Below are 22542 nucleotides of genomic sequence, written 5' to 3' on the forward strand. Positions count from 1 at the left end.
GGCCGGATATATGAAGAAGTGCTGACATGGCGCTGAAACCCTTCAAGGCGCCGGGTGCCCGGCTCGCGCTGCGATCGAAGCCGGCGAGGAGCTATGTCGCGGCGGCCGATGGCAAGGCGGAGATCATCCTCGACATCTCGCGCCTGTTGTCGCGCAGCTTCCATGCAGCGCCAACGGGGATCGACCGGGTCGAATATGTCTATGCGCGCGAACTGCTGGAGCGGATTCCGGAGCGGCTGGCCTTTGCCGCCGTGCATCCGGCGGGCGGCTATTATGGCCGCCTGAACGGCGCGGCGGTGCGGCAGTTTCTGGCGTTCACCGCGGCGCGCTGGCGCAACAGTAGCGTCAAGGATGAGGCTGCGGGACGGGCGGCGGTGATCCGGCACCTGATCGCGCTGCGGCCACGCCCGGTGCCGCGCGCCCGCAGCCCTCGCGTCTATCTGCAAGTTTCGCCCCATCATCTGGACGATCCGGATCAGGTGGGCGCGATCCTGCGTGCGGAAGGCGCGCGCTTCGTAACGCTGGTGCATGATGTCATCCCGCTAACCCATCCAGAGTTCGCACGGCCGCAGGGGGCGGCAGAGCATCGGCGGCGGATACGCACGATCGACCGCTATGCCGATGGGATCATCGGCAACAGCCAGGCGACGATCGATGCGCTTGGCCCCTTCATGACGCGGAGCATGGAAGGGCGCAGCCTGTGCGTTGCGCATTTCGGCGCTGACCCGCCGGACATATTCGGGGGCGAAAGCTACAATGTGCCGTCGCGGTCCTATTTCGTGTATATCTCCACGATCGAGCCGCGAAAGAACCACCTGCTGCTGCTCAATCTATGGCGACGGTTGGTGGAGCGGCTGGGCGATCGGGCTCCGGTTCTGGTGCTGATCGGCCGCCGTGGCTGGGAAAATGAGAATGTCGTCGACATGCTGGAGCGTGCCGAGATCTTGCGCGGCCATGTCATTGAAGCGGGCAGCGTGCCGGACACGGAAATGCACGCGCTGGTCGCAGGCGCAAGGGCGATGCTGATGCCTTCGTTCGAGGAGGGGTTCGGCATTCCCGTAATAGAGGCGCTGTCGGTGGGCGTGCCGGTGATTTGCAGCGACATCGTCGCGCATCGGGAAGTGGGTGGCGAGGCGCCAGATTATCTCGATCCGCTGGACGGGCTCGGCTGGATGCGCCTGATCGAGGCCTATGCCATGCCGGATTCACCCGAACGCGAGGCGCAGATGGCGCGCATCAAGGCATGGCGCGCGCCGCAATGGCGGGACTATTTCGACATCATCATGCAATTGCTGGACGATGTGACGGCTACCGCGCCCGCTTGACGTGCCCGCCGGGGCTGCGCATGAAACTCTTGTGAACAATCGCTTTTCTGCCGGGTGCGGACTGGATTTGATGAAGTGACGCCGCTGCCCTTCCTGCGATCGCCGCCCTTTCCCGGAATCGCCCCGCGCGTGGCGGCGGTGAGCATCCTGCGCGAGCGGGCGGGCGAGCCCGATGAAGTGCCGGATAGCGTCATCGAACAGATCGCGGCCGCGCGGGTGGGCGGGGCCTATTGGGGCAGACAGCGCGACGGGGTGAAGCTGGTGGCGCGGGCGGGGTGCTGCTTCTCCCGCGACGGACTTGATCGATCTGAGGTCGTTATTCTGCCGCTGCGGCAGCCCGCCAAGGCATATGATCCTTGGGCGCTGGTGGCGCAGGCCCGCTCTGTCCATGCAAAAGCTGACGATGAGCTGGCGATCATCGCGGGGATGCTGGGCGTCGCCGTGCATGGGCCCGATGGTGAAATCATCGCGCCGGAGCGGCTTCGGCTGGAGGCGAAGCGGGCCGTGGCAGCAGCCACCTATCGGGATTGTTTCAGCGGGAAGGCGGTTGGCGTCGATCAAGCCATCGCGCAGTTGGCCGAGTGGGGACGCCACTTGCAGGGCAATCGGCATATCGCCGCTGCCAGCGGCATGGCCTTCTGGAAGCGGGAAGCGATGCGGCGGTTCCTGTGGGATGGGGTGCGGTCTCCGCCAATCCTGTCTCCGCGTGCCGGAGTGGTGCGCGCACGGCGGGAAGGTGGAGCACTGGCGATATGGCCGTCTCGGGTGCCGTCTTCCTTGCAGGCGGACGCACCGGATATTGCTGTCGCGCGGGTGGAGGATGGCTTCTTGCGGTCGAAGGGGCTGGGCGCGGCGCTGACGCCGCCGGGCTCTGTCGTCATCGATCGGTCGGGTATTTATTATGATGCGGGCAGGCCGAGCGATCTGGAAACGCTGCTTGCTACTCATGCTTTTTCGCCAATGCTTGTCGAGCGGGCGCGGCGGCTGCGTGAAACGATCCGGGCGACGGGCATCACCAAATATGGGCAGGATGCGGGGCGGATGCCGAGCCTTCCGGCGGACAAGCGCACGGTGCTGGTCGTCGGCCAGGTGGAGGACGATCTGTCGGTGCAGCTTGGAGGCGCTGGGGTCGAAGGCAATCTGGGGCTATTGAAGCGGGCGCGCCAGGCCGAACCCGACGCCCATATCATCTACCGGCCCCACCCCGATGTGCAGGCCGGATTGCGGCGCGGGCATTTGAGCGATGCCGTGGTGCATCATTATGCCGATGCGCTGGACAGCGGCGCGCCGCTGATGGCGTTGGTGCAGGCGGTGGATGACGTGCATGTTCTATCGTCGCTGACTGGGTTCGAGGCGTTGCTGCGCGACCGGCCCGTCACGGTGCACGGCATGCCATTCTATGCCGGGTGGGGACTGACGCGCGACTTGGCGGAACCCAATCCACGGCGGGGACGCAAGCTGACCATCGACCAGCTTGTCGCGGCCGCCCTCATTCTCTATCCTCGTTACCTGGACCCGGTAACATGTCTGCCCTGCGGCCCCGAAATCATGGTGGAGCGTTTGGGCAGTGGATCGACGTCATCAATCTCATGGCTGATCCGAATGCGGACGCTACAGGGGAAAATTAGAAGATTTATGACTGTGTCTGCCGAGCGTCTCCATGGCTGACGGCCAAGCCAAGACCTTCCTTTTCCTCCAGGGACCGCATGGACCCTTTTTCGCGATGCTGGCCGATGCCTTGCGCGCGCGTGGGCATGGGGCGCTGCGGATCAACATCAATGGCGGGGACAAGGTCGACTGGCCGGGGGAGGCGACCGATTATCGCGGTACTTTTCGCAACTGGCCGCTTTTCTTCGACGATTTCATCGTCCAGCATGGCGTCACCGACCTGATCCTTTACGGTGACTGCCGCCCCTATCATGCGTCGGCGCACAAGATGGCGCGGCTGCGCGGCTTGCGTGTCCATGTGCTGGAGGAAGGCTATATCCGGCCCGACTTCATGACGTTGCAGGAAGATGGGGTGAACGGCAATTCGACCCTGCCGCTCGACCCGCAATGGTTCCTGGATCAGGCATTGGGCCTGCCGCCGGAGGGTGGGCGGGAGCCGCAAATCCCCTCGACCTTCCGCAGGCGCGCCGTCAACACGACACGCAACGGGCTTGCGTCGGCGATGATGTGGCCGGTCTTTCCCTTCTACCGCACGCATCGGCCGCAAAGCTTCCTGCTGGAGGCGGCGGGATGGTTCAAAAAGCTGATGCTGCGCAAGCGGGACGTGCGCCTGTCGCATGCGCAGTGGGATAAGATTCGGGACAAGCCCTATTTCGCCCTGCCGTTGCAGCTCGATTCCGATTACCAGATCCGGGTGCATTCGCCGTTCGGCAATATGCGCGCGGCCTTGCGGTTCGTGATCAAGAGCTTCGCCCGCTACGCGCCCGATGGCACTTACCTGCTGGTGAAGCGCCATCCGCTTGATTCGGGGCTGGTCGCCTGGGAGCGGCTGACGCGGAGGCTGGCGGCCCGATATGGGGTGGAAGACCGGGTCTATTATCTGGCCGACCTCGACATCGCGCAGGTGGTGGGGCGGTCGTTGGGCGTCGTGACGGTCAACAGCACGGTCGGCACGCTGGCGCTGAACAAGGGCAAGCCGGTGCTGGTGCTGGGACATGCCGTCTACAAAGTGCCGGGTGTCGTGTACAAGGGCACGCTGGACGAATTCTGGCTCGATCCAGGAGCGCCGGACCAGACGCTGTATGCGGCATTCCGGCGCGTGCTGATCGACCGATGCCTGATTCGGGGCGGCTTGCTGAGCGATCAGGGGCTCGACATGCTGGTGAACAATGCGGTGGAGCGTCTGTGCGGCCGATCGACGACGGCAGAGCGCAGCGCGGATGTACCCGTCAGGCGGATCAACCTGGCGCGGGTCAGCTGAGGATCGGGAGCCCCGCATCGCGCAGGGCCTTATTCAGGTAGCGCGTGAAAGCCTTCTCACGGACGGGCGGGCGCGCGCGGAGCCATGCCAGCGCGACGACAGGGCGCCACTGGCTCAACTGATCAGGCGTGAGGCCGCTTTGCTTGTGATAGGCGTGGCCAAGCTGACCGGCCGCCCAATCGCGCCAGATGTTGGTGATGGGATCGGCGGGACCTTCGCCAAAGCGCATCAGCATCTCGCTTCGGACGGCGTCGGCGGCGGGCGCGCCGATCGCGGCTTTCGCCCAGTCGAGGATCACCAGCCCGCTGCCGCTCACCAGGATGTTGTCGATGTGGAAGTCGCCATGAAGGATATGGCTGCCCTCCGGCAGGCGCGCGAGATAATCCCTAGCGGCGCTCTTGAGCCTTTCGGGGGCCGGGCCATAGTCGATGTCGGTTTGCAGCACGGACTTGACGGTGCGCAGCCCGGAGGCGAAGGGGGTATGAACGCTGTTCAGAAGCCCCGCCATTTGGCGCAGCAGCGACGCGGCTGACAGCGGCTGCTTGCGGATGGCCCGGGCGATCGAAATGCCGCTGATTTCGGGATAGATGAGGGCGCGCTCGCCCTCCACCTCGACGCGCGCGCGCGGCGCGGCCGTGGAAAGGCCGAGGGAGGAGGCGAGTGTTGCCGCCGTCATTTCGCGGTCGATCATTTCGTCCGACACGGCTGGATGGAAGATCTTGATCACCTCTCCGTTTCCGATGCGGAAAACCTCCGAGCTTTTGCCCCGGCCAAGCAGCAGCCAGTCGCCTTCCCTTTTCAACCTCATGCGCGGCGTCATTTCCTTGGCTCTATGCATTTGCCGATCGCTCAATTGATGGTAGCTGCGCCGGCATGAATTCCAGGAGCCTGTCCCTATGAAAGAATTGATCGCTTTCGATCTCGACGGAACGCTGGCGGAAAGCAAGCAGCCTTTGGGCGAGGAGATGGGGGAGGCGCTGGCAGACCTGCTGACGGTGGCGCATGTCGCCGTGATTTCCGGCGGGGACTGGCCGCAGTTCGACAAGCAGGTGGCGAGCCGCTTACCCGCGCGCGCCGACCTGTCGCGCCTGTGGCTGATGCCGACCACCGGGACGAAGCTCTACACGCAGCAAGAGGGAGCCTGGACGCCGGTCTATGCCGAGCTGTTCGACGACGCGCAGAAGCAGAAGATCTTCGCGGCTTTCGATCAGGCGCTGGAGGCGACGGGTTTCGTGCCGGAAGAAACCTGGGGCGAGCGGATCGAGGATCGAGGTAGCCAGATCACCTTTTCCGCGCTGGGCCAGCAGGCACCGATCCATGCCAAGGAAGGGTGGGACCCGGACTTCGCCAAGCGCCGCATCATCCAGGCCGACCTGCGGGAGCGATTGCCGGGCCTGTCTATCAACATGGGCGGCGCGACATCGATCGACATCACGCGCGAAGGCGTGGACAAGGCCTATGGCCTCAAGAAGCTACGCGACGCGAGCGGCATCGCGCTGGATGCGATGATGTTCATCGGCGACGCGATCTTCCCCGGCGGCAACGACTATCCGGCCAAGGAGCTGGGGCTGGACACGGTGCGCGTGCGCGATCCGGAAGAAACGCTGTCGGTCATCGCCGCGATCGTCGCCTGCCAGAAATGACGCAAGCTGGCTGAATTCGCGCGATGACGGTGGTTCGAACGCTTTGCGGCCAATGTTCGGTCGGCTGCGGCGTGCGCGCCATGACGGGGGAGGGGCGCGACCTGTCCTTCGGAGGCGATCCCGTACACCCGGCCAACAGCGGCCTGCTGTGCGCGGGGAGCGGTGCGATCGATGCCATGGTGCCCCTGGACGGGCGGCTGCTTCACCCCCTGCTTAACGGGCAGCGGCTAAGCTGGGACCGGATGATCGGCCAAGCCGCGCGGCGATTGAAGGATGTCCTGCATCGTTATGGGCCGGGCTGCGTCGCCATGCACGTCGCGGGCGGGCTGCTCACTGAGGATTATTATGTCGCCAACAAGCTGATGAAAGGGTTCATCGGCTCCGCGCATATCGATTGCCCTTCCGGGGGCGGGGCTGCCGCGGAAATCTATCGCCGGGCGCTGGGCGAGGATGCGGCGCCGGGAACATATGAGGATATCGGCCGGGCGGAATTAATCCTGGTTCCGGGCGAAGCGGCGTTGCGCAACCATCCCATATTGGCCGATCGGGTCCAGGCTGCGCGGGAAGAAGATGGCGCGCGATTGATTCTGCTAAGTGATGGAGCGGATGAGCAGGTGATCCCGGCTGACATTAGGCTGGACATCACGCGGGCAAGCGCAGCCGTCCTGCTCAATGGACTGCTGCTGCATTGTCATGAGCGCAAGCTGGTCAACAAGGCCTATCTCGACCGGCATGTGGTGGTGCCCACCGATTTCTGGGCGCGCCTGCGGCACGGGCATGATTTCTGGTCGGTCGCCCGGCGCTGCGGGATGCAAGCGGGTGAGGTTCGCGCCTTCTATGATCTGGTAGCGGCGGGACGGCGTGTGGTGACGTTGCTTGATGATGGTGACGCAGGCCTGATGCAGGCCGTGCTCAACCTTCACCTGTCGATGGAGTGGATAGGGCGCCCCGGCGCGACCGCGTTCGTACTGGCGCGGGACAGCAACGCGATGGGCGCGCGAGAGGTCGGATGCGGCAACAGGCAACTGGCGGCGCATCGCGACTTCTCCGACGACGCGCTGAGTTCGACGGCGCGCTTCTGGAGCGCGCCGCACATGGCGGAGGAGCCGGGATTGTCCGGCGATGACGTGCCGGACGCGATAGAGCGAGGGACGATCAAGGCGCTGTTGGTCGTCGGGGGCCTTGCTCCGGAACATCGACTGTCGCCTCTGCTCGCCAAAGTGCCGCTGGTCATCATGACGACGCCATGGGCACCGGAAGCTGGCGCGAGAAACCTTTTGGCGCTGCCGTCCCCCGTCTGGATCGAAAAGGATGGCACGGCGACCGGGGCCGATCGGCTGATCAGTCGCCAGCGCCGCCTCTTTCCGCTGCCGGGCGAAGCGAAGCCGGACTGGTGGAGCCTTACCCAAATCGCGCGCGCGATGGGGTGGGGGGATGCTTTCCATTATGAACGGCCCGCCGAAATCTATCGCGAGCATGTGCGGCTGACCGGCTACCGCAATGGTGGCGAAAGACTGCTCGATCTGCGACGGCACGCGCCGATATCCAACCCCGCATATGATGAGCTGACACCATGGCGGTGGGGCGAGATCCCCTTTGACGAGGGGCGGTTTCCGACGCCCGATGGCAGGGCGAGACTGTTGCTTTGAAGTTGAGTGCGATAACCTGAAACACTTAATCCGTTCGGGGCTGAGCTTGTCGAAGCCTTCTTGTTTAAAGGAAGTAGAGCTCTTCGACAGGCTCAGGGCACGCGGGGTGTAGGAGTGATGCCCGCCCTTCCTCTAACGGAGATGTGGCGTGCTTCTGCGCGCGATTAGAGATCAGCCGCCACGCGCTATGCCCTTCAGATGATGGAGCAGCAGGTCGGCATTGGCTTCCCAGGTGAAGCGCAGGGCCGTGTCGCGCACCGCTTCGCGTTCGGGCGGATTGTACAGGATTTCGCCGATGGCAGCGGCGATGGCTTCAGGGTCGCGATCGACGATCTTGCCCGCTTCAGGCCTATCGAGCAGTTCTCGCGCGCCGCCCACATCGGTGATGACGATCGGCGTGCCGCAGGCGAGCGATTCGACCCAGGCGTTGGCGAGCCCTTCGGAAGAGGAAGGCAGCGCCATCACATCGGCAGCGGCGTAGATGCGCGGCAGCCGGTCATGCGGCACTGAACCCAGGAAGCCGATACGGCGATCGACGCCAAGTTCCTCCGCCTGCTTTTCCAGTGACCGGCGATATTGGCCCTGGCCAGCGAACAGCAGCGTGATGCCGGGCAGCCGAGGGAGTGCCTGCACGAGGAGATCCTGGCCCTTGCGGGGAATGAGGGCCCCGACGCACAGGACGACCGGACCTTCAAAGCCGAGGACATCCTTGGCGACGGCACGATCGGCTATTTCGAAGCGATCGAGATCGACACCCGTATAATGGACCCGGATCTTGGCAGCGTCCATGCCGAGCTTCACCATCGCCCGGCGCATGGCGCTGGAAACGGCGAGCAGGCCAGCCGCCTCAGCCCCGGCGCGCTTGACCATGGCGCGGGTGTCGCGCCGCTTGCCCCAATAATGAATGTCCGCGCCGCGCGCCTTGACCGAATAGGGAATGCCGAGCGCGCGCGACAGGCGCTGCGCGACCGGGCCGTCGGGGAAGAAGAAGCTGGCGTCGATCACGTCGAAGGGTTGCTGCCCATGCAGATGGCGGACCAGCGGCAGGATCGCGCGGGTCATGCTGCCGACATTGTAGCGCGCGCCGATTTTCGGGATCGTCGAAAAGAGTGGGCGGTAGACGGTCAGGTCCTTCCACCTTTCCTTGCGGGGCAAGGCGCGGAGCGGGGCATATTGATCTGCGAGGCCGATCGGCCAAATGGGGATGCCCAAGGGCGCGATGACCGTGACATTCACGTCCGGGCGGCTGGCGAGTTCCCGCGCCTGCCGCTCAACGAACACCCCGAAATTGGGGCGGCTCATATCCGGAAAGAGGGTCGAGAGCGTGAGGACATTCAACGTCATGCCGTCTCCCATAGGGCATCGCGGTTAATCGAGGGTTAGGGGTGAAGTAAGGCTTTGGCTATAATTGTCTGACCAGCTGAACGGCGACGGCACCCCAGGGCGGATCAGTGATCACTTGCTGGCGGCTGCCGCTGCCGAGCGGGAGGATCTGGAGCTTGTCACCCTCGCGCCCGATGAGGCGGCCGAAGACGAAGCGCCCGGCATGGCGGGGCAGCAATATGTCGCGATTGAGCGCGCTTGCAAATTCGTCCGGGCCGATGCGGCGGCACCAGATTTCATCGCCGCTGCGATAGTCGCCAATGCTGGCGGACACCTGCACCCCGATCATCGCGTCGGCGGGGACGGGCGGCGGGAAGGACAGGCTGCGGGTAGGGGCGCGCGCGCCTTCTGGGCCGAGCAGCGCCGCGACCGGCACCACGCTTTGTCCCGGAAGCGCGACAAGCTCCGATGATCCCACGCCCAGCGCATCGGCAATCCGGTTCAGCCAGTTGACCGATACGGTTCGTGTCCCGGTTTCAAGGCGCCCGATGGTCTGCGCGGTCGTCGGAGGCTGGCAGAGGGCGGCTACCTGCTCCAGCGTCAATCCCTTCGCTTTTCGAACTTCTCTTATCCGCGTGATCATGCCTGTTCCAGAATTTCACCTATTTGGTTTTTGTTCTTTCCTACAAATGGTTCGTCGTGGCAAGTCCCTTCCACCAGTCATCTGAGAGGAGGAACCGATGCGAGGCCAATATGTGGAGCAGAGGATCGAGGACCCCGCCGGGCAGGTTCAGACGGTTGCCGTCAATCTCGGCGAATCGCCGTTGGCCTGGCTGCACGCGCGGGGACATTTGAGCGATCGCTATTACAGCGCGGGCGAGTTGCTGCGGGCGGATTGGGAGAAGGCAGGGCTGGGACCACGCGTGACGATGCGCTGGGACGCTGCGCCTGCGACTGGTGGGGCACGGCGCGGCGCGGGAACGCCCGATCCCAGCATGGCGCAACTTTCCGCGCGAGAACGGTTCCACGCGGCGATTGCCGCTGCCGGGCCAGGGCTGGGCGACATATTGTGGCGGGTCGCCTGCGCTGGCGAGGGGCTGGCCGCAGCGGAACGGGCGCTCGGATGGCCGAGCAGGGCAGGCAAGCTTGTGCTGACGCTGGCGCTTGAGCGGGTGGCGGCCTGGTATCGCGTGCCTTGACGCGTCAGCGGCTCAAGTCCGGGCCGAGCAACAGCAGCAGCTTGACGTCGATGGCAAAGCCTTCGGCGCGCCAGGCGGCGATCCGCTGGGGCACGTCGTCGAGCGGTACGCGGTGGACGCGGATATCCTCCCCGTCCACGCCTCCGCCCTCGCCGGTCTTCTGCAAATCATGGGCGCGGAAGAGGCAGAAGCTTTCCGATACCATGCCGGGCGAGCTGTAGAAGTCGCCAGCGGGCTCCATGCGTCCGGCGCGGTATCCGGTCTCCTCTTCCAGTTCGCGGATCGCGGCGAGGGCGGATTCCTCGCCTTCTTCCGTGTCGCCTACCAACCCGGCGGGCAGTTCGATGCAGCGGCGGCCGAGCGGCACGCGAAACTGATCGACCAGCAGCACATGGCGGCGGCCGTCCGCATCTTCGTCTATGGCAAGGATCACGGCGGCATGAATGCCGCGCGCCCGGCCGACATATTCCCATCTGCCCCGGCGCTTGGCGGTGATGAAGCGGCCCGCCCACATGATCTCTTCGGGGGCGGCCATATCCTGTTCGCTCATAACTCGATCAGCCTGTCGGGCAGTTCGTTGATATCGCCCTGTTCCCGCGGGAAATGGGTGGCGAGGACTGCGCCCACCTGGGCCACGGCCTGTGCCAGCCCCTCGCCGGGTTTACCCAAACGGATGGCTTCGATCAGCGCCGTCATCGCGTCGCCCCACGCCTCCGGCGCGACCTTTTCGTTGATGGCGCGATCGGCGACGATTTCGGCGCGATGTTCGTCCAGCGACAGATAGATGAGGACGCCTGTCCGTCCATGCGTGCGCGCTTCGGCTGCGGTGCGAAACAGCAGGATGGCGCGGCGGCGCACCCGGCGGGCCTTCGTCGCGCGCGGCGTCATCAGCATGCGCAGCGGCATGATGGCGAGCAGATAGCGCACCACCAGGAATTTCAGGATGAGAATGGCTGTCAGCCCGAGGAGCAGTTTCCAATCTGCCAGCTCATGATCCCAATCAAGCAGCAAAGACGACAGGAAGGCCCGCAGGTGTGCAGGGAAGGCCGCCATGAGCGCCAGCGCAAGGAAGACGGCCGCCGCCGCCCAACTGAGCCCGACATCATGATAGCTGTCCGACCGGCGGGCGACGATCGTCACGATCTCACCAGAGGTGTGTGTCTCCGCTTCCTGTACGGCGGCCGATACAAGTTCGTGATCGGCCTGGCTGAGCAGCACTTGCATTACCAGCTCCCCGACGCGCCGCCGCCGCCGAAGCTGCCGCCGCCGGAAAAGCCGCCGCCCCCGCCGCCTCCGCCGCCCCAGCCGCCGCCTCCCGAGCCCCAGCCGGAGCCCGTGCCGGGACCCCAGATGATCACTGGCGCGCCGCCGCCCCGGCGATAGCGTTTGCCGCCGCGCGCGCGGGACAGGAGGGGCAGCAGCACGAAGAAGACGAAGAACATGATGATCCAGAAACCAAGGATGCCTCCGCCTCCGCTGTCCTGCTGCCGTATTTCGGCCTCCGCCTGCGCGGCGCGTGCGCGGGCCTGGTCAGGGGGGAGGGCAAGGAGCGAGCTGATCTGGTCGACGCCCGCCTCGATTCCGCCTGCCATGTCACCCGCCTTGAAGCGCGGGGTGATGGCGTTGCGGATGATCTGCGAAGACAGTGCGTCCGTCAGTATGCCTTCGACGCCATAGCCGACCTCTATCCGTACCTTGCGATCATTGGGCGCGACGATCAGCAGGACGCCTTGGTTGTCCTTGTCGCCAATGCCCCAGGCACGCCCGAGCCGGTAGCCATAGTCGGAGATGTCATAGCCTTGCAGGTCGGGGATGGTGGCGACCACCAGCGACCGGCCGCTCGCCTGCTTCTGCGCGATCAGCTTCTGACTGAGCGCCTGTTCCTGCGCGGGGTCGAGGATGTTCGCGGCATCCACGACGCCCTTGTCGTCGAACTTCGGAAAGCTCTGCGCTCCGGCGGCCGGGATCAGCCAGAGCACCCCGGCCAGTAACGCGAAGATCAGGAGCAGGCGGCGGAACATGGCTGGCGCTTAGTTGCCGAAATCGACCTTGGGCGCTTCCTCCGCTCCCGGCGTGGTCGCCTGGAAGGGCGTCATCGGCTTGGCGCCATGGATGATCTTGGCACCGATCGCGTCGGGGAAGGTGCGGATGCGGGTGTTATAGGCGCGGACCGCTTCATTATAGTCGCGGATGGCGACGGCAATGCGGTTTTCGGTCCCTTCCAGCTGCGATTGCAGGTCGAGGAAATTCTGGTTGCTCTTGAGATCGGGATAGGCCTCGACCGACGCGAGCAGCCGCCCAAGACCCTGGCTCAGTTGCGCTTGTGCCTGCTGGAACTGCTGGACCTTGGCGGGATCGGACAGGTCTTCGGCATTGACCTGTACCGACGTTGCCTTGGCGCGTGCCTCCGTAACCCGGACCAGCGTGTCCTGTTCCTGCTTGCCTGCCGCCTTCACCGTCGCGACGAGGTTGCCGATCAGGTTGGAACGGCGCTGATATTGCGCCTGTACGTCAGCCCATTTGGCCTTGGCGGCTTCTTCGGCAGTGGGCACGCTGTTGATGCCGCAAGCCGACAAGGCGAAGGCGGTGAGCAGGGGCAGGAAAAGGGAAGGGAAAAAGCGGCGCAGGATCGTCATGGAAACATCCTTGGCATTGTTACGATGTCGGAAATAGGTGGTTGTGGATGCGGGCGCAACGCCTCATCCTGATAAACACGCAATCAGGGCAAGGGGTTCGCACATGGGACTGATTTCCGAATTCAAGACGTTCATCAATCGAGGCAATGTCATCGATCTGGCAGTCGGCGTGATCATCGGCGGCGCCTTTGCAACGATCACAAAGTCGCTGACCGATGATCTTATCATGCCGGTGGTCGGTTTCCTGTTCGGCGGGGCGGATTTTTCCCGCTACTTCATCCGGCTTGGCGACATACCCGCCGGGTTCAAGGGCAATCCGGAAAGCTATGCCGACCTGAAAAGCGCTGGCGTCGCCATGCTGGGCTGGGGTGAGTTTCTGACCGTGCTCGTCAACTTCCTGATCCTCGCCTTCATCATCTTCCTGCTGGTCAAGGCAGTGAACAAGCTGATGCCCAAGCCGGAGGCCGCGCCTGCCGCGACACCCGAAGAGGTGCTGCTGCTGCGCGAAATTCGCGACAATTTGAAAAAATAATTCGTTTCTGCGACGAAAGGAGTGTGCGGCGGGAACCATCTGCCGTGCGACCAGTTGATCGCGGTCAGAGTTCGGGGCGCATTGCGCGATCGGGCTCTTGCCGAATGACGTCAGCCCCAGGGGGGCGCAACAGGAGAATACGCCGTGAAAACCATCGTCTCAGTCCTCGGCCTTGCCAGCTTGGTCGCGCTTGCTGCGTGCGATTCCAAGCAGGAAAACAAGGTCGAGAACGCATACGAGAATCAGGCGGACGCCATCGACAACCAGGCCAGCAACATGGAAGCGATGGCCGATAACCTGTCGGGCAACGCAGAGGCTGCTGCTGAAAACGCCGCCGACGCACTGGAGAACAAGGCTGAGGCAACCCGCGAAGCAGGCGAGCGCGCTGCCGACGCGGTTGAAGAGAAGACGGAACGCTAAGCTTTCGCTTTCCCAAGCCGGAAAGGGCGTCGCGATGATGATCGCGGCGCCCTTTTTGCTTGGCGTCTCAATGTCTTTAACGGCCCTTTAACCACGCCCTGCCCATGGTGCCGTCGCGCGCATCCGTGAAGGCCAAGGGAATGGACGAGCTACTTCAGGAATTCATAGCCGAAACACAGGAAACGCTGGAGGCTCTGGCGGGCGAAGTCGTCGCCTGGGAAGCCGACCCCGGCGACCGGGACCGGCTCGATGCCATCTTCCGCTTCTTCCATACGGTGAAGGGCAGCTGCGGTTTCCTCAACCTGCCGCGCTTTGAACGGCTGAGCCATGCGGCCGAGGATGTGCTGTCCGAAATCCGCGCCGGCAATCGTACCGCTGATCCGGCGACCGTGAGCGCCGTCCTTGGCATCATGGACCGGATTGCCGAACTGGCGGAAGCCGTGGCGATCGGCGCGGCGCTGCCGGACGAGAATGACGATTATCTGATCGGCGCGCTTGCCGAGAGGGAGCAAGGCGCGGCGACCGAAGAGCTGGCCCCGACCGTGGAGCCTATCCGTCAGGGTGGCGCCCAGGCGGTGCCACGGACCATCCGTCTGCCATTGTCGCTGATCGATCAGTTGATGAACGGCGTGTCGGACATGGTGCTGGCGCGCAACGAACTGTCCCGCAAGCTGCGCGAACGGACAAGCGATCCCGAGCTTGAAAGCGTGTTCGAGCGGCTGTCGACCTGCGTTGCGGACATGCGCGATTCCATTTCGAAGACGCGGATGCAGCGGGTGGAGCGGCTGTTCACCGCCATCCCGCGCATGGTCCGCGACCTTGGCCGTGAACTGGGTAAGCGCATCGACCTGGTCCTGGAGGGCGGCGATGTCGAAATGGATCGCGAAATGGTGGAGATGGTGGTCGACCCCCTGACCCACATCGTGCGCAACAGCATCGACCATGGCATCGAGACGCCCGAGCAACGCCGCGCGCTTGGCAAGCCCGAGCCGGGGACGCTGAAGGTGCAGGCCCGCCAGTCGGGCAACCAGATCGTGATCGAGGTCAGCGACGATGGGCAGGGCATCGACACGGCAAGGCTGGTCGAAAAATCCATTGCGAGCGGCAAGCTGACCCGCGAGGCCGCTGCCAAGATGAGCGAGAGCGAAAAGCTGGAGCTGATCTTCCAGGCCGGGCTTTCCACCGCGCAGCAGGTTACTGCGATTTCCGGCCGGGGGGTCGGCATGGACGTGGTGCGCGCCAATGTCGAGCGGATCGGCGGAGTCATCGCGCTGCATAACCAGATCGGGCGCGGGCTACGCATCGCGCTGCGTGTGCCGTTGACGCTGACCATCATTCCGGGCCTCATCATTCGTTCGGGCGGTTTGCATTTCGCCATCCCGCGCGCTGCCGTCGTGGAAATCCTGCACGACAATAATGAGACGCTGCACATCGCTGAGGTCGGCGGCGCCAAGATCGCCACGATCCGGACGGTCCGCCATTCGATGATCGATCTGGAAGACGTGCTTGGCATGGAGAAGGTGGTTCAGCCGGGCCCCCGCGCAATCATGGTCGTGCGCTCCGCCACTGGCGTGCCCTTTGCCCTGGGCGTCGCTGCCGTCGACAATCATGAGGAACTGGTCATCCGTCCAGCTTCGCCGCTGATCATGGCGACCGGCGTCTATGCGGGCATGACGCTGCCCGACAATGGGAAGCCGATGCTGCTGCTGGACGCCGCTGGTCTCGCCAATGCTGCCCGTCTGCCGAACATCGTGGATGAGCGCTCGATCGATCAGCTGGAGGACAGCGGCGACGGAGAAGCGCGGATCGAAATGGTGTCGGCGCTGCGGTTCGAAGAGCTTACGGGCGAGAGGCGGCTGATCAAATTGTCGCTGGTAGAGCGTGTGGAAGATGTCGATGCCACGCTCTTTGGCCGTTCTGGTGGAAACGCCTTTGTTCGCTTGGACGGGCGGCTGGTGCCGGTGGCGAACGGAGCGCACAGCTTTGCAACCGGTCATGTATCGGCACTGCGTCTGCGCGACGGCAGCCAGGAGGCCTGTTACCCGGTTGCCGCTGTCCTGGACATCGTGGAAATGCCGGCCGTGCCCGATATGGTCGCCATGCAGGGTGCGCTGAGCGGCGTCGCCGTTGTCGATGGCGAACATCTGGAAGTGCTCAACCCCTTCGCCTTGTTCGCTTCCTTGCCCGGAGGGCCGATCGTCGAGCGCCGCCGGGGACGGTGCGTCCTAGCGGACAGCGAGGATGGCTGGACGCGTGAGATATTGGCGCCCTTGCTGCGGCAAGCGGGACATGAGGTGCTCCTCGGCCTGCCGCAGGATGAACCAGTCGATCCGGCCGATGTGGTGCTGAGTTCGGGTGGGGACATATCCCAGGCGGCAGAAATACTGGGATGCCGCATCGTTCAACTGCGCGCTTCGCCGAGGCCGACGGGGCCAGAGGATGGCAGCATCTACCGTTATGATCAGGACGCGCTGATGGCGGCCATCTCCGGCACGCGGCGTTAAGGAGGCTATTTATGGAACAGCTTTACCTTCTCGCGACGCTTGCCGATACAAGGGTCGCCGTTGCGGCGCATGAGGTCGAGGCCGTCGTCAGGCTGGCCGACATCTCGCCTGTTCCCGGAATGCTGCGGCATGTGGCGGGATTGTCCGCCTTGCGCAGCCGGGTTCTCACCATCATCGACGTGCCTGCGCTGATCCATGGCGCGCCTACGCCCGCCGACAGGCGCGGCTTGGCGATCATCGCCGACATCAGCGGCCACAGCTACGGCCTGATGGTGGATGCGGTGCATGACATTTGCGAAGTGCCGGAAGGTGACCTGCCGCTCCGGGGCCAGCTGGACCGCGCATGGGCTCCTTATGCACGCGCGATCGTTGAGCAGGATGGCCATCCGCACCTGCTGGTATCGCTGGCAAGCTTCATCGAAACGGGATTGCTGGCGCAGGCTGCATAATTCCGGCTTCTTGTTTACCAATTACTTGGCTTTGGCAGCTAATCCTTCCTTTACGAGGAAAATCTAAGGGACGCTTCATGAAAAACTGTTTGGTGGTGGATGATTCCAAAGTCATCCGTAAAGTTGCACGGCATATACTTGAATCGCTCGACCTGTCGGTAAGCGAAGCGGTCGATGGGCAGGATGCGCTGACCCAGTGCGAAGCGGCCGCGCCGGACGTTGTCCTTCTCGACTGGAACATGCCAGTCATGAGCGGAATGGAATTCCTGCAGGCCCTGTCCACCGCCAAGGTGTCCGCACGGCCAAAGATCATCTTCTGCACCACCGAAAACGGCATCAGCCATATCAAGGCAGCCGTGGAGGCGGGCGCCGACGAATATGTGATGAAGCCCTTCGATCGCGAAACACTGGAAAGCAAGCTGTCGATCGTCGGGGTCATCTGAAGACCGCTGACCTACTCGTTGCCAACCTCACTGCCGGAAAGTCCTTCCATGTCCCCCCTTTCGCCGATCCTGGCCAGCCAAAGCAGACCGCAGGTCCGCGCGATGGTTGTCGACGATTCGGTCGTGGTGCGGACGATGATCGCGCGGATATTAAATGGCGACCCGGCCTTTTCCGTGGTTCACAAGACGAACAGCGCCGAACATGCGCTTCGCTATCTCGCCGCGCATGAGGTCGACCTTGTCCTGCTCGACATCGAGCTGCCGGGTCAAAGTGGGTTGGCCGCTCTTCCGGCGTTCCTGCGTGCCAATCCCCAAGGCAAGGTCGTGATCCTGTCGGGCAACTGCGAAGAGGGTAGCGGCGCCGCGGTCGAGGCGCTGGCGCTGGGGGCTAGCGACATCTTCGCCAAACCGGGCAGCGGCAGTTTCGGCGAGCAGTTTCCCCAGGCGCTGATAGACCGCCTGTCGCGCTTGTTCGGCGCGCATCCGCAGCAGCCTGCGGAAACGCAGCCGGTCCTGATGGCGGCGAGCAAGCCGAGCGCGCCTCTTGCCTGTCTGGGCATCGGCGCGTCTACAGGAGGCATCCATGCGCTGGGCCAGCTGTTTGCCGGGATGAGCGCGCCGCTTGGCGTGCCGATCCTGCTGACGCAGCATCTGCCTGTCAGCTTCACATCCTATTTCGTGCAACAGCTTGCCCGGATGACCAGCCTGCCGGTGAAGGTCGGCGAGCAGGGGGAATTATTGGCTCCCGATACCGTCTATGTGGCGCCCGGCGACGCCAATTTGCAGGTGCGCCGCGGTCTTTATGGGCGTGTGATGGTCACGCTCAATCCGGAGCGTACGCCCGCGGGCAACTTGCCCGGGGTCGATCCGATGTTCACCAGCATGGCGGAAGCCTATGGGCCGGGGGCTGCTGGTGTCGTGCTGACCGGCATGGGCCGCGATGGCACGGCGGGCGGGCATGACATCGTCGCAGGCGGCGGCTGGATCGTGGCGCAGAATGAAGCAAGCAGCGTGGTTTGGGGCATGCCGGGATCGGTGACAGGGGCGGGGCTCAGCTGCGCCTTGCTCGATCCCTATGCCATTATGGATTTCGTCGCGCGGCGCGGAAAAAGCAGAGGTTTGACACATTGACCCTATCAACTGATTCATCCTCGCGCGGCGCCGCCCGCATCTTTTCCGGCCTGCTGGAGGCGCGCACGGGTCAGATCCTGTCGGAAAGCCGCGCCTGGCGGATGGAAACCGCGTTGAAGCCCGTCATGAGGGCCAATGGCGTGGCCGACATGGATGAACTGGCCACGCGGCTGCTCGGCAATCGCGATCCCCGGCTGGAAGAGGAAGTCGTCAATGCGCTGCTCAACAATGAAAGCAGCTTCTTTCGCGACCTTCAGATATTCGACATGATCAACCGGCACATCCTGCCTTCCTTCGCGGAGCGGCGGGAGCGGGTGCTGCGGATCTGGAGCGCGGGCTGTTCTACAGGGCAGGAAGTCTATTCGCTGGCGATCCAGCTCCGCAATGATGCGGCGCGTTGGCGCGGCTGGCGGATCGAGATATTGGCGACGGATATTTCGACGGCGGCCATAGATCAGGCGCGCAGCGGCATCTTTTCGCAGATGGACGTTCAGCGCGGCCTTGCCGTGGGCGACCTCATCAAATGGTTCGAACCTGCAGGCGACAATTGGCGCGCGAGCCCTGAGCTGCGCCGGATGATCGATTTCCGCACCGACAATCTGTTTGAGCCCAAGGCGCCCTCGGGCGATTATGACCTGCTGCTCTGCCGCAACGTGCTGTTGTACTTCACGCCCGAGCGTCGGCAGGAAGTGTTTCGACTGATGACGCGCCACAGCCATGACCGGTCGGTCCTGCTGCTGGGGGCGGGCGAAACCGTCATCGGCCATAGTGACGATTTCATCCCTCACCCGGAATTTCGCGGCGGCTATGGCAGGCGTCCGGAAGCGGCGCATAGCAGCGAAGGCATCCGCCGGGCCGTCTGACGGCGGGACTTCGCTCATCGGTTCGCCAGGTTCAGGATCAACGCCAAGCGCTTGTGCTTGATCGGCCCTGTTCTCTCCGCCATGGTTGGCGGGAGCTGTGCATCTTTTTGGATGCGGTCAGGACAGGTGGTGGTTACGGTTTTCCGATGAGCGACATTCCGATGATCGAGACTCCGTCGCCCAATTTCGACGATCGCAAGCTGCCCATATCGATGCTGGTGCTGCATTATACGGGGATGCACGACGCCCAGAGCGCGATCAACTGGCTGGCGAGCCCGGAATCCAAGGTGTCGGCGCATTATGTCGTGACCGAAGAGGGCGAAATCGTCCGCATGGTCGATGAAGCCAAACGGGCGTGGCATGCGGGCCGATCGCACTGGCGCGGCATGGATGACGTCAATTCGGCCAGCATTGGAATAGAGATCGTCAATCCCGGCCATGAATGGGGCTATCGCGCATTTCCGGATGCGCAGATCGGCGCGCTCATCCCGCTGATGCACGATATCGTCAAGCGGCACGGCATCACGCGCGGCAATATCGTGGGCCACAGCGACGTGGCCCCCGCACGCAAGCAGGACCCGGGCGAGCTTTTTCCATGGGGGCAACTCGCCCGGCTGCGGCTTGCGCTGCCACGGCCGACCCGAAACCTCATGGACCCGCTCTGGTCGGACAGTGCCTTCATGCTGGCGCTGGAACGGTTCGGCTATGACATCGCCGAGCCACGAGCAGCGGTCGTCGCTTTCCAGCGCCGATTTCGCCCCGAACTGATCGACGGCGTCATCGATGGCGAGTGTCGCGCCATCCTGCTCGCCCTGCTGCTGCCAAAGCCGAGGGGTGACGAATAAGCGGGGATGACGGACGGCGGCGAGCCGTGTATAGCGCCCCTGCCAGAGGGCCGGGCGGCCGCGGCGTGGCGGGTAACTTCCACGGCGAGGAAAGTCCGGGCTCCACGAAATGACGGTGCCGGCTAACGGCCGGCTGGAGTGATCCAAGGGACAGTGCAACAGAAAGCAGGTCGCTAACGCTTCGGCGCAGCGAAATTGAAAGGGTGCGGTAAGAGCGCACCGCGTCTCCGGCAACGGAAGGCGGCACGGTAAACCCCACCGGGAGCAAGACCGAATAGGGGCGGCGCGCAGCTTTGACTGCTAGGCCAGTTTCGGCTGAGACCGCCCGGGTTGGTTGCTTGAGGGACGGAGCAATCCGTCTCCTAGAGGAATGGCCGCCCATCCATGGTGACATGGTGGACAGAACCCGGCTTACAGGCCCTCTGGCATCGGATCGGGAGAAAGCGTTGTCCGGAGAGGGCGGGGATCGCAGGCCATGCCGCGCATATTGTCCTGAGATGCCCAGCCTGCGCTGGCATAGCGGCAAGGGCTTTCAACCGATCGAATTTTAACTCGCCGGGGTGGTGTTCCGCCTGCGGCTTACCTAATTTGGACCGATGGCAAGAAGCAGCCGATCAAATGACTGGGGCTTTCCCCGCTGGCGCAGCTATGGCGCATCGCGTGAGGCGCAGCAGGTGCGCATGTGCGACCGCTATGGGTGCGACAAGCCGGGTGATTGTCCCGCGCCCAAATCGCCCAATAGCCGCGAGCGCTGGTATTTCTGTAGTGATCATGCAGCGGAATATAACCGCAACTGGGACTATTTTCAGGGGCTCGACCAGGAAGAGCGGGAGCAGCGCGAGCGCGCGGAACGGCGCGACGCGGGCGGTTATCAGAGCAGCGCCTATCATGGCTGGGGCGGCCCCGGAGACGGCAGCCGATCGCGCGACGAACTACATGCTCTGAAAGCCCTCGATCTGGAAGATGACGCCGATTTCGAGGCGGTGAAGAAGAGCTGGCGGCGCTTGGCGAAGGAAAACCATCCCGACGTCAAGCCGGGAGATGCGGAGGCTGCCGTCCGTTTCCAGACGATCCAGGCCGCTTATGAGGTGCTGCGATCGGCGGAAGAGCGGCGGACATGGAAGCCGCGGGAGACCGTGGATTGAAGGATCATATCCGGTCCAACTGGCAGAATGCGGTGCTGGTCTGCCGCAAATGTTCAAAAAAGCTCGACGGCGGCTTTGGCGCTCAAGGGGACGAGCGGCTGGCCAAGGCGCTCCGCAAGCAGCTTTCGCTGAAGAAGGGGCGGAAAGCCGCGGCCGGTATCATCGAGGTGAATTGCCTGGGCGTGTGTCCCAAGGGAGCTGTGACGGTCGTAAATGGCGCCCAATCGCGTGACTGGCTGCTCGTGCGGCGCGGCGCTGATCTGGATGAACTGGCACAGACGCTGGGCCTTGCGGCGGAGAATGACGGGTCAGCCAGCGTGCTTTAGCGGCTGCTCCAGCCCTGCTTCCGCCAGAAGCGGCATCAGCAGCTGTTCCTCCTTGCGCATCCTGTTGAGGATGGTTTCCACCATATACCGGCTTTCCCGGCAAAATTCCGGCCACTCCCGGGCGATGCGATCGTCGCTCCAGCGCGCCATATAGTGGGAGAAGCTCAGGGCCAGCGGGGCCATTTCGGTTTGTAGACGTGCGGCCATCTCTTGTAGCGGAACATGAGGCTGTCGCTGCATGGCCGGATAGAAGAACTGATCTTCCAAGGCCAAGTGCGCCATCAGCTCGCGGGCAAATTGCCAGCGCAGTGTGCCCAGCGGACGAGCAACGCCATCATCATCGACCAGCGTCAGGAACCGCCCGGCGAGCAGATCAAGCGCATCATGCTGGCTTTGTAGCTGTTGCAGGTCCATCGGCCAATTCCATGCATCGCCTTATGATGCTTGTGGCAGAATGGCGTTAAGAAACTGTGCTGGTAGGGTTTTCACCCGTCGGCACCATCCGCCGCCCCATGAGCGGCGGATGGCATGACGGATCAGCCCGGCTGGTCAGCGCGGCTGGCGCCTTCGCCGTCGAGATTCTGGGCGACGAAGTCCCAGTTGATCGCTTCCTTCAGCACGCGCTCGGCATAGTTGGGACGCAGATTGCGATAGTCGATATAATAGGCATGCTCCCACACATCGAGGATCAGCAGCGGCGTGTGGCCATGCGCGACGGGGGTGTCGGCGTCATGATAGCTGGTCACTTCGAGCTTGCCGTCCTTCAGGATCAGCGCAGCCCAACCGCTGGCGAAATGGCCGACGGCCTCCGCCTTCAGCTTGTCGAGCAGGGCATCGACCGAACCAAAGCCCTCGTTGATGAGGTCGAGAAGCTGGCCCGAAGGCTGCTTCTTTTCCGGGGAAAGCGAATGCCAGTAGAAGGTGTGGTTCCAGATCTGGCCAACCTGATTGAACAGCGCGCCCTTGCTGCTCTTGATCAGTTCGACGAGCGACTTGCCCTGAAGCGCGGGATCGACCGCGATCAGTTCATTGGCCTTCACGACATAGGCATTGTGGTGCTTGCCATGGTGATAGTCGAAGGTTTCGGCTGACAGAATGTCGCCAAAGGCATCCTTGGAATAGGGCAGGTCAGGCAGAACAAAGGCCATGTCGGAACTCCTCGGGTTCATGGATGGATGGC

The 22542-nt window shown here is 63.7% G+C and carries 25 protein-coding genes and 1 other RNA gene; 17 read left to right on the forward strand and 9 right to left on the reverse strand.

All coding sequences use genetic code 11. The features are described from left to right. Positions 1-26: 26 nt before the first annotated feature. From ACYU8T_RS00915 to ACYU8T_RS00925, 3 genes are all read left to right on the forward strand, one after another. Positions 27-1325, forward strand: coding sequence for a glycosyltransferase family 4 protein (locus ACYU8T_RS00915; protein WP_461158222.1), 1299 nt, complete (start codon positions 27-29; stop codon positions 1323-1325). Positions 1326-1400: 75 nt separating this feature from the next. Further along, positions 1401-2993 carry a capsular polysaccharide export protein, LipB/KpsS family gene (locus ACYU8T_RS00920; RefSeq protein WP_461159715.1) on the forward strand — a complete coding sequence of 531 codons (1593 nt, stop codon included), beginning with the start codon at positions 1401-1403 and terminating at the stop codon, positions 2991-2993. Beyond that, positions 2986-4254, forward strand: coding sequence for a capsule biosynthesis protein (locus ACYU8T_RS00925; protein ID WP_461158223.1), 1269 nt, complete (start codon positions 2986-2988; stop codon positions 4252-4254). The genes ACYU8T_RS00920 and ACYU8T_RS00925 overlap by 8 nt, the downstream gene beginning before the upstream one ends. On the opposite strand, the gene ACYU8T_RS00930 is transcribed toward ACYU8T_RS00925, so the two are convergent. Then, complete coding sequence (locus tag ACYU8T_RS00930; protein ID WP_461158224.1) at positions 4247-5062, reverse strand: phosphotransferase family protein; 816 nt, start codon at positions 5060-5062, stop codon at positions 4247-4249. The genes ACYU8T_RS00925 and ACYU8T_RS00930 overlap by 8 nt on opposite strands. Positions 5063-5150: 88 nt before the next feature. Between ACYU8T_RS00930 and ACYU8T_RS00935 the strand changes: the two genes are divergently transcribed. After that, positions 5151-5897, forward strand: a complete 747-nt coding sequence (locus ACYU8T_RS00935; RefSeq protein ID WP_461158225.1) for an HAD-IIB family hydrolase — start codon at positions 5151-5153, stop codon at positions 5895-5897. 23 nt (positions 5898-5920) lie between these two features. Further along, entirely contained in the window at positions 5921-7546 is a 1626-nt protein-coding gene (locus ACYU8T_RS00940; protein WP_461158226.1) for a molybdopterin-dependent oxidoreductase, read from the forward strand. A gap of 171 nt (positions 7547-7717) precedes the next feature. Here the strand turns inward: ACYU8T_RS00940 and ACYU8T_RS00945 are convergent, their stop codons facing one another. Then, positions 7718-8890 (reverse strand): glycosyltransferase, encoded by a 1173-nt coding sequence (locus ACYU8T_RS00945; RefSeq protein ID WP_461158227.1) that lies wholly within the window; start codon positions 8888-8890, stop codon positions 7718-7720. Between the two features lie 58 nt (positions 8891-8948). Next, entirely contained in the window at positions 8949-9512 is a 564-nt protein-coding gene (locus ACYU8T_RS00950) for a helix-turn-helix domain-containing protein (RefSeq protein WP_201515002.1), read from the reverse strand. 97 nt (positions 9513-9609) lie between these two features. Between ACYU8T_RS00950 and ACYU8T_RS00955 the strand changes: the two genes are divergently transcribed. Continuing rightward, positions 9610-10068, forward strand: coding sequence for a DUF6456 domain-containing protein (locus ACYU8T_RS00955; protein WP_461158228.1), 459 nt, complete (start codon positions 9610-9612; stop codon positions 10066-10068). Positions 10069-10072: 4 nt separating this feature from the next. On the opposite strand, the gene ACYU8T_RS00960 is transcribed toward ACYU8T_RS00955, so the two are convergent. The 4 genes from ACYU8T_RS00960 to ACYU8T_RS00975 are packed head-to-tail and all read right to left on the reverse strand — an operon-like array spanning position 10073 to position 12704. Continuing rightward, positions 10073-10618, reverse strand: coding sequence for an NUDIX hydrolase (locus tag ACYU8T_RS00960; RefSeq protein WP_247234776.1), 546 nt, complete (start codon positions 10616-10618; stop codon positions 10073-10075). Then, positions 10615-11292, reverse strand: coding sequence for a TPM domain-containing protein (locus ACYU8T_RS00965; RefSeq protein ID WP_097090976.1), 678 nt, complete (start codon positions 11290-11292; stop codon positions 10615-10617). Before ACYU8T_RS00965 ends, ACYU8T_RS00960 begins: the two co-directional genes overlap by 4 nt. After that, positions 11292-12089, reverse strand: coding sequence for a TPM domain-containing protein (locus ACYU8T_RS00970; protein WP_461158229.1), 798 nt, complete (start codon positions 12087-12089; stop codon positions 11292-11294). The genes ACYU8T_RS00965 and ACYU8T_RS00970 overlap by 1 nt, the downstream gene beginning before the upstream one ends. 9 nt (positions 12090-12098) lie before the next feature. Then, positions 12099-12704: a LemA family protein gene (locus tag ACYU8T_RS00975; protein WP_461158230.1), complete on the reverse strand. Its 606-nt coding sequence runs from the start codon at positions 12702-12704 to the stop codon at positions 12099-12101. A gap of 103 nt (positions 12705-12807) precedes the next feature. On the opposite strand from ACYU8T_RS00975, the gene mscL reads away from it, so the two are divergent. The 11 genes from mscL (at position 12808) to ACYU8T_RS01030 (ending at position 21362) form a co-directional block, all read left to right on the forward strand. Beyond that, positions 12808-13236 (forward strand): large conductance mechanosensitive channel protein MscL, encoded by a 429-nt coding sequence (gene mscL / locus ACYU8T_RS00980; protein ID WP_247234768.1) that lies wholly within the window; start codon positions 12808-12810, stop codon positions 13234-13236. A 144-nt stretch (positions 13237-13380) separates the two neighbouring features. After that, a complete protein-coding gene (locus ACYU8T_RS00985; RefSeq protein ID WP_097090980.1) occupies positions 13381-13656 on the forward strand; it encodes a hypothetical protein in 276 nt (91 codons plus the stop codon). A 140-nt stretch (positions 13657-13796) separates the two neighbouring features. Continuing rightward, positions 13797-16160 carry a chemotaxis protein CheA gene (locus ACYU8T_RS00990; protein ID WP_461158231.1) on the forward strand — a complete coding sequence of 788 codons (2364 nt, stop codon included), beginning with the start codon at positions 13797-13799 and terminating at the stop codon, positions 16158-16160. Positions 16161-16171: 11 nt separating this feature from the next. Beyond that, complete coding sequence (locus ACYU8T_RS00995; protein WP_461158232.1) at positions 16172-16609, forward strand: chemotaxis protein CheW; 438 nt, start codon at positions 16172-16174, stop codon at positions 16607-16609. Between the two features lie 77 nt (positions 16610-16686). Continuing rightward, complete coding sequence (locus tag ACYU8T_RS01000; RefSeq protein ID WP_201514995.1) at positions 16687-17052, forward strand: response regulator; 366 nt, start codon at positions 16687-16689, stop codon at positions 17050-17052. 48 nt (positions 17053-17100) lie between these two features. Then, positions 17101-18183 (forward strand): chemotaxis protein CheB, encoded by a 1083-nt coding sequence (locus tag ACYU8T_RS01005; protein ID WP_247234766.1) that lies wholly within the window; start codon positions 17101-17103, stop codon positions 18181-18183. Continuing rightward, entirely contained in the window at positions 18180-19046 is an 867-nt protein-coding gene (locus ACYU8T_RS01010; protein ID WP_201514993.1) for a CheR family methyltransferase, read from the forward strand. The genes ACYU8T_RS01005 and ACYU8T_RS01010 overlap by 4 nt, the downstream gene beginning before the upstream one ends. 146 nt (positions 19047-19192) lie before the next feature. Continuing rightward, positions 19193-19891, forward strand: coding sequence for an N-acetylmuramoyl-L-alanine amidase (locus tag ACYU8T_RS01015; RefSeq protein ID WP_461158233.1), 699 nt, complete (start codon positions 19193-19195; stop codon positions 19889-19891). Positions 19892-19933: 42 nt separating this feature from the next. Then, positions 19934-20321, forward strand: an RNA gene (gene rnpB / locus ACYU8T_RS01020) — RNase P RNA component class A. Between the two features lie 166 nt (positions 20322-20487). Continuing rightward, the gene (locus tag ACYU8T_RS01025; protein ID WP_097090986.1) at positions 20488-21036 is read left to right on the forward strand and encodes a J domain-containing protein; all 549 of its coding nucleotides are present in this window, start codon (positions 20488-20490) and stop codon (positions 21034-21036) included. Beyond that, positions 21009-21362, forward strand: a complete 354-nt coding sequence (locus ACYU8T_RS01030; RefSeq protein WP_461158234.1) for a (2Fe-2S) ferredoxin domain-containing protein — start codon at positions 21009-21011, stop codon at positions 21360-21362. The genes ACYU8T_RS01025 and ACYU8T_RS01030 overlap by 28 nt, the downstream gene beginning before the upstream one ends. Here the strand turns inward: ACYU8T_RS01030 and ACYU8T_RS01035 are convergent. Together ACYU8T_RS01035 and ACYU8T_RS01040 are read right to left on the reverse strand one after the other, a co-directional pair. Continuing rightward, positions 21345-21776, reverse strand: a complete 432-nt coding sequence (locus ACYU8T_RS01035; RefSeq protein WP_461158235.1) for a hemerythrin domain-containing protein — start codon at positions 21774-21776, stop codon at positions 21345-21347. The two genes, ACYU8T_RS01030 and ACYU8T_RS01035, sit on opposite strands and share 18 nt — an antisense overlap. 122 nt (positions 21777-21898) lie before the next feature. Beyond that, positions 21899-22510: a superoxide dismutase gene (locus ACYU8T_RS01040; protein ID WP_201514989.1), complete on the reverse strand. Its 612-nt coding sequence runs from the start codon at positions 22508-22510 to the stop codon at positions 21899-21901. Between the last annotated feature and the right edge of the window lie 32 nt (positions 22511-22542).

The sequence above is a fragment of the Sphingobium sp. TomMM35A genome (genome assembly GCF_054771735.1).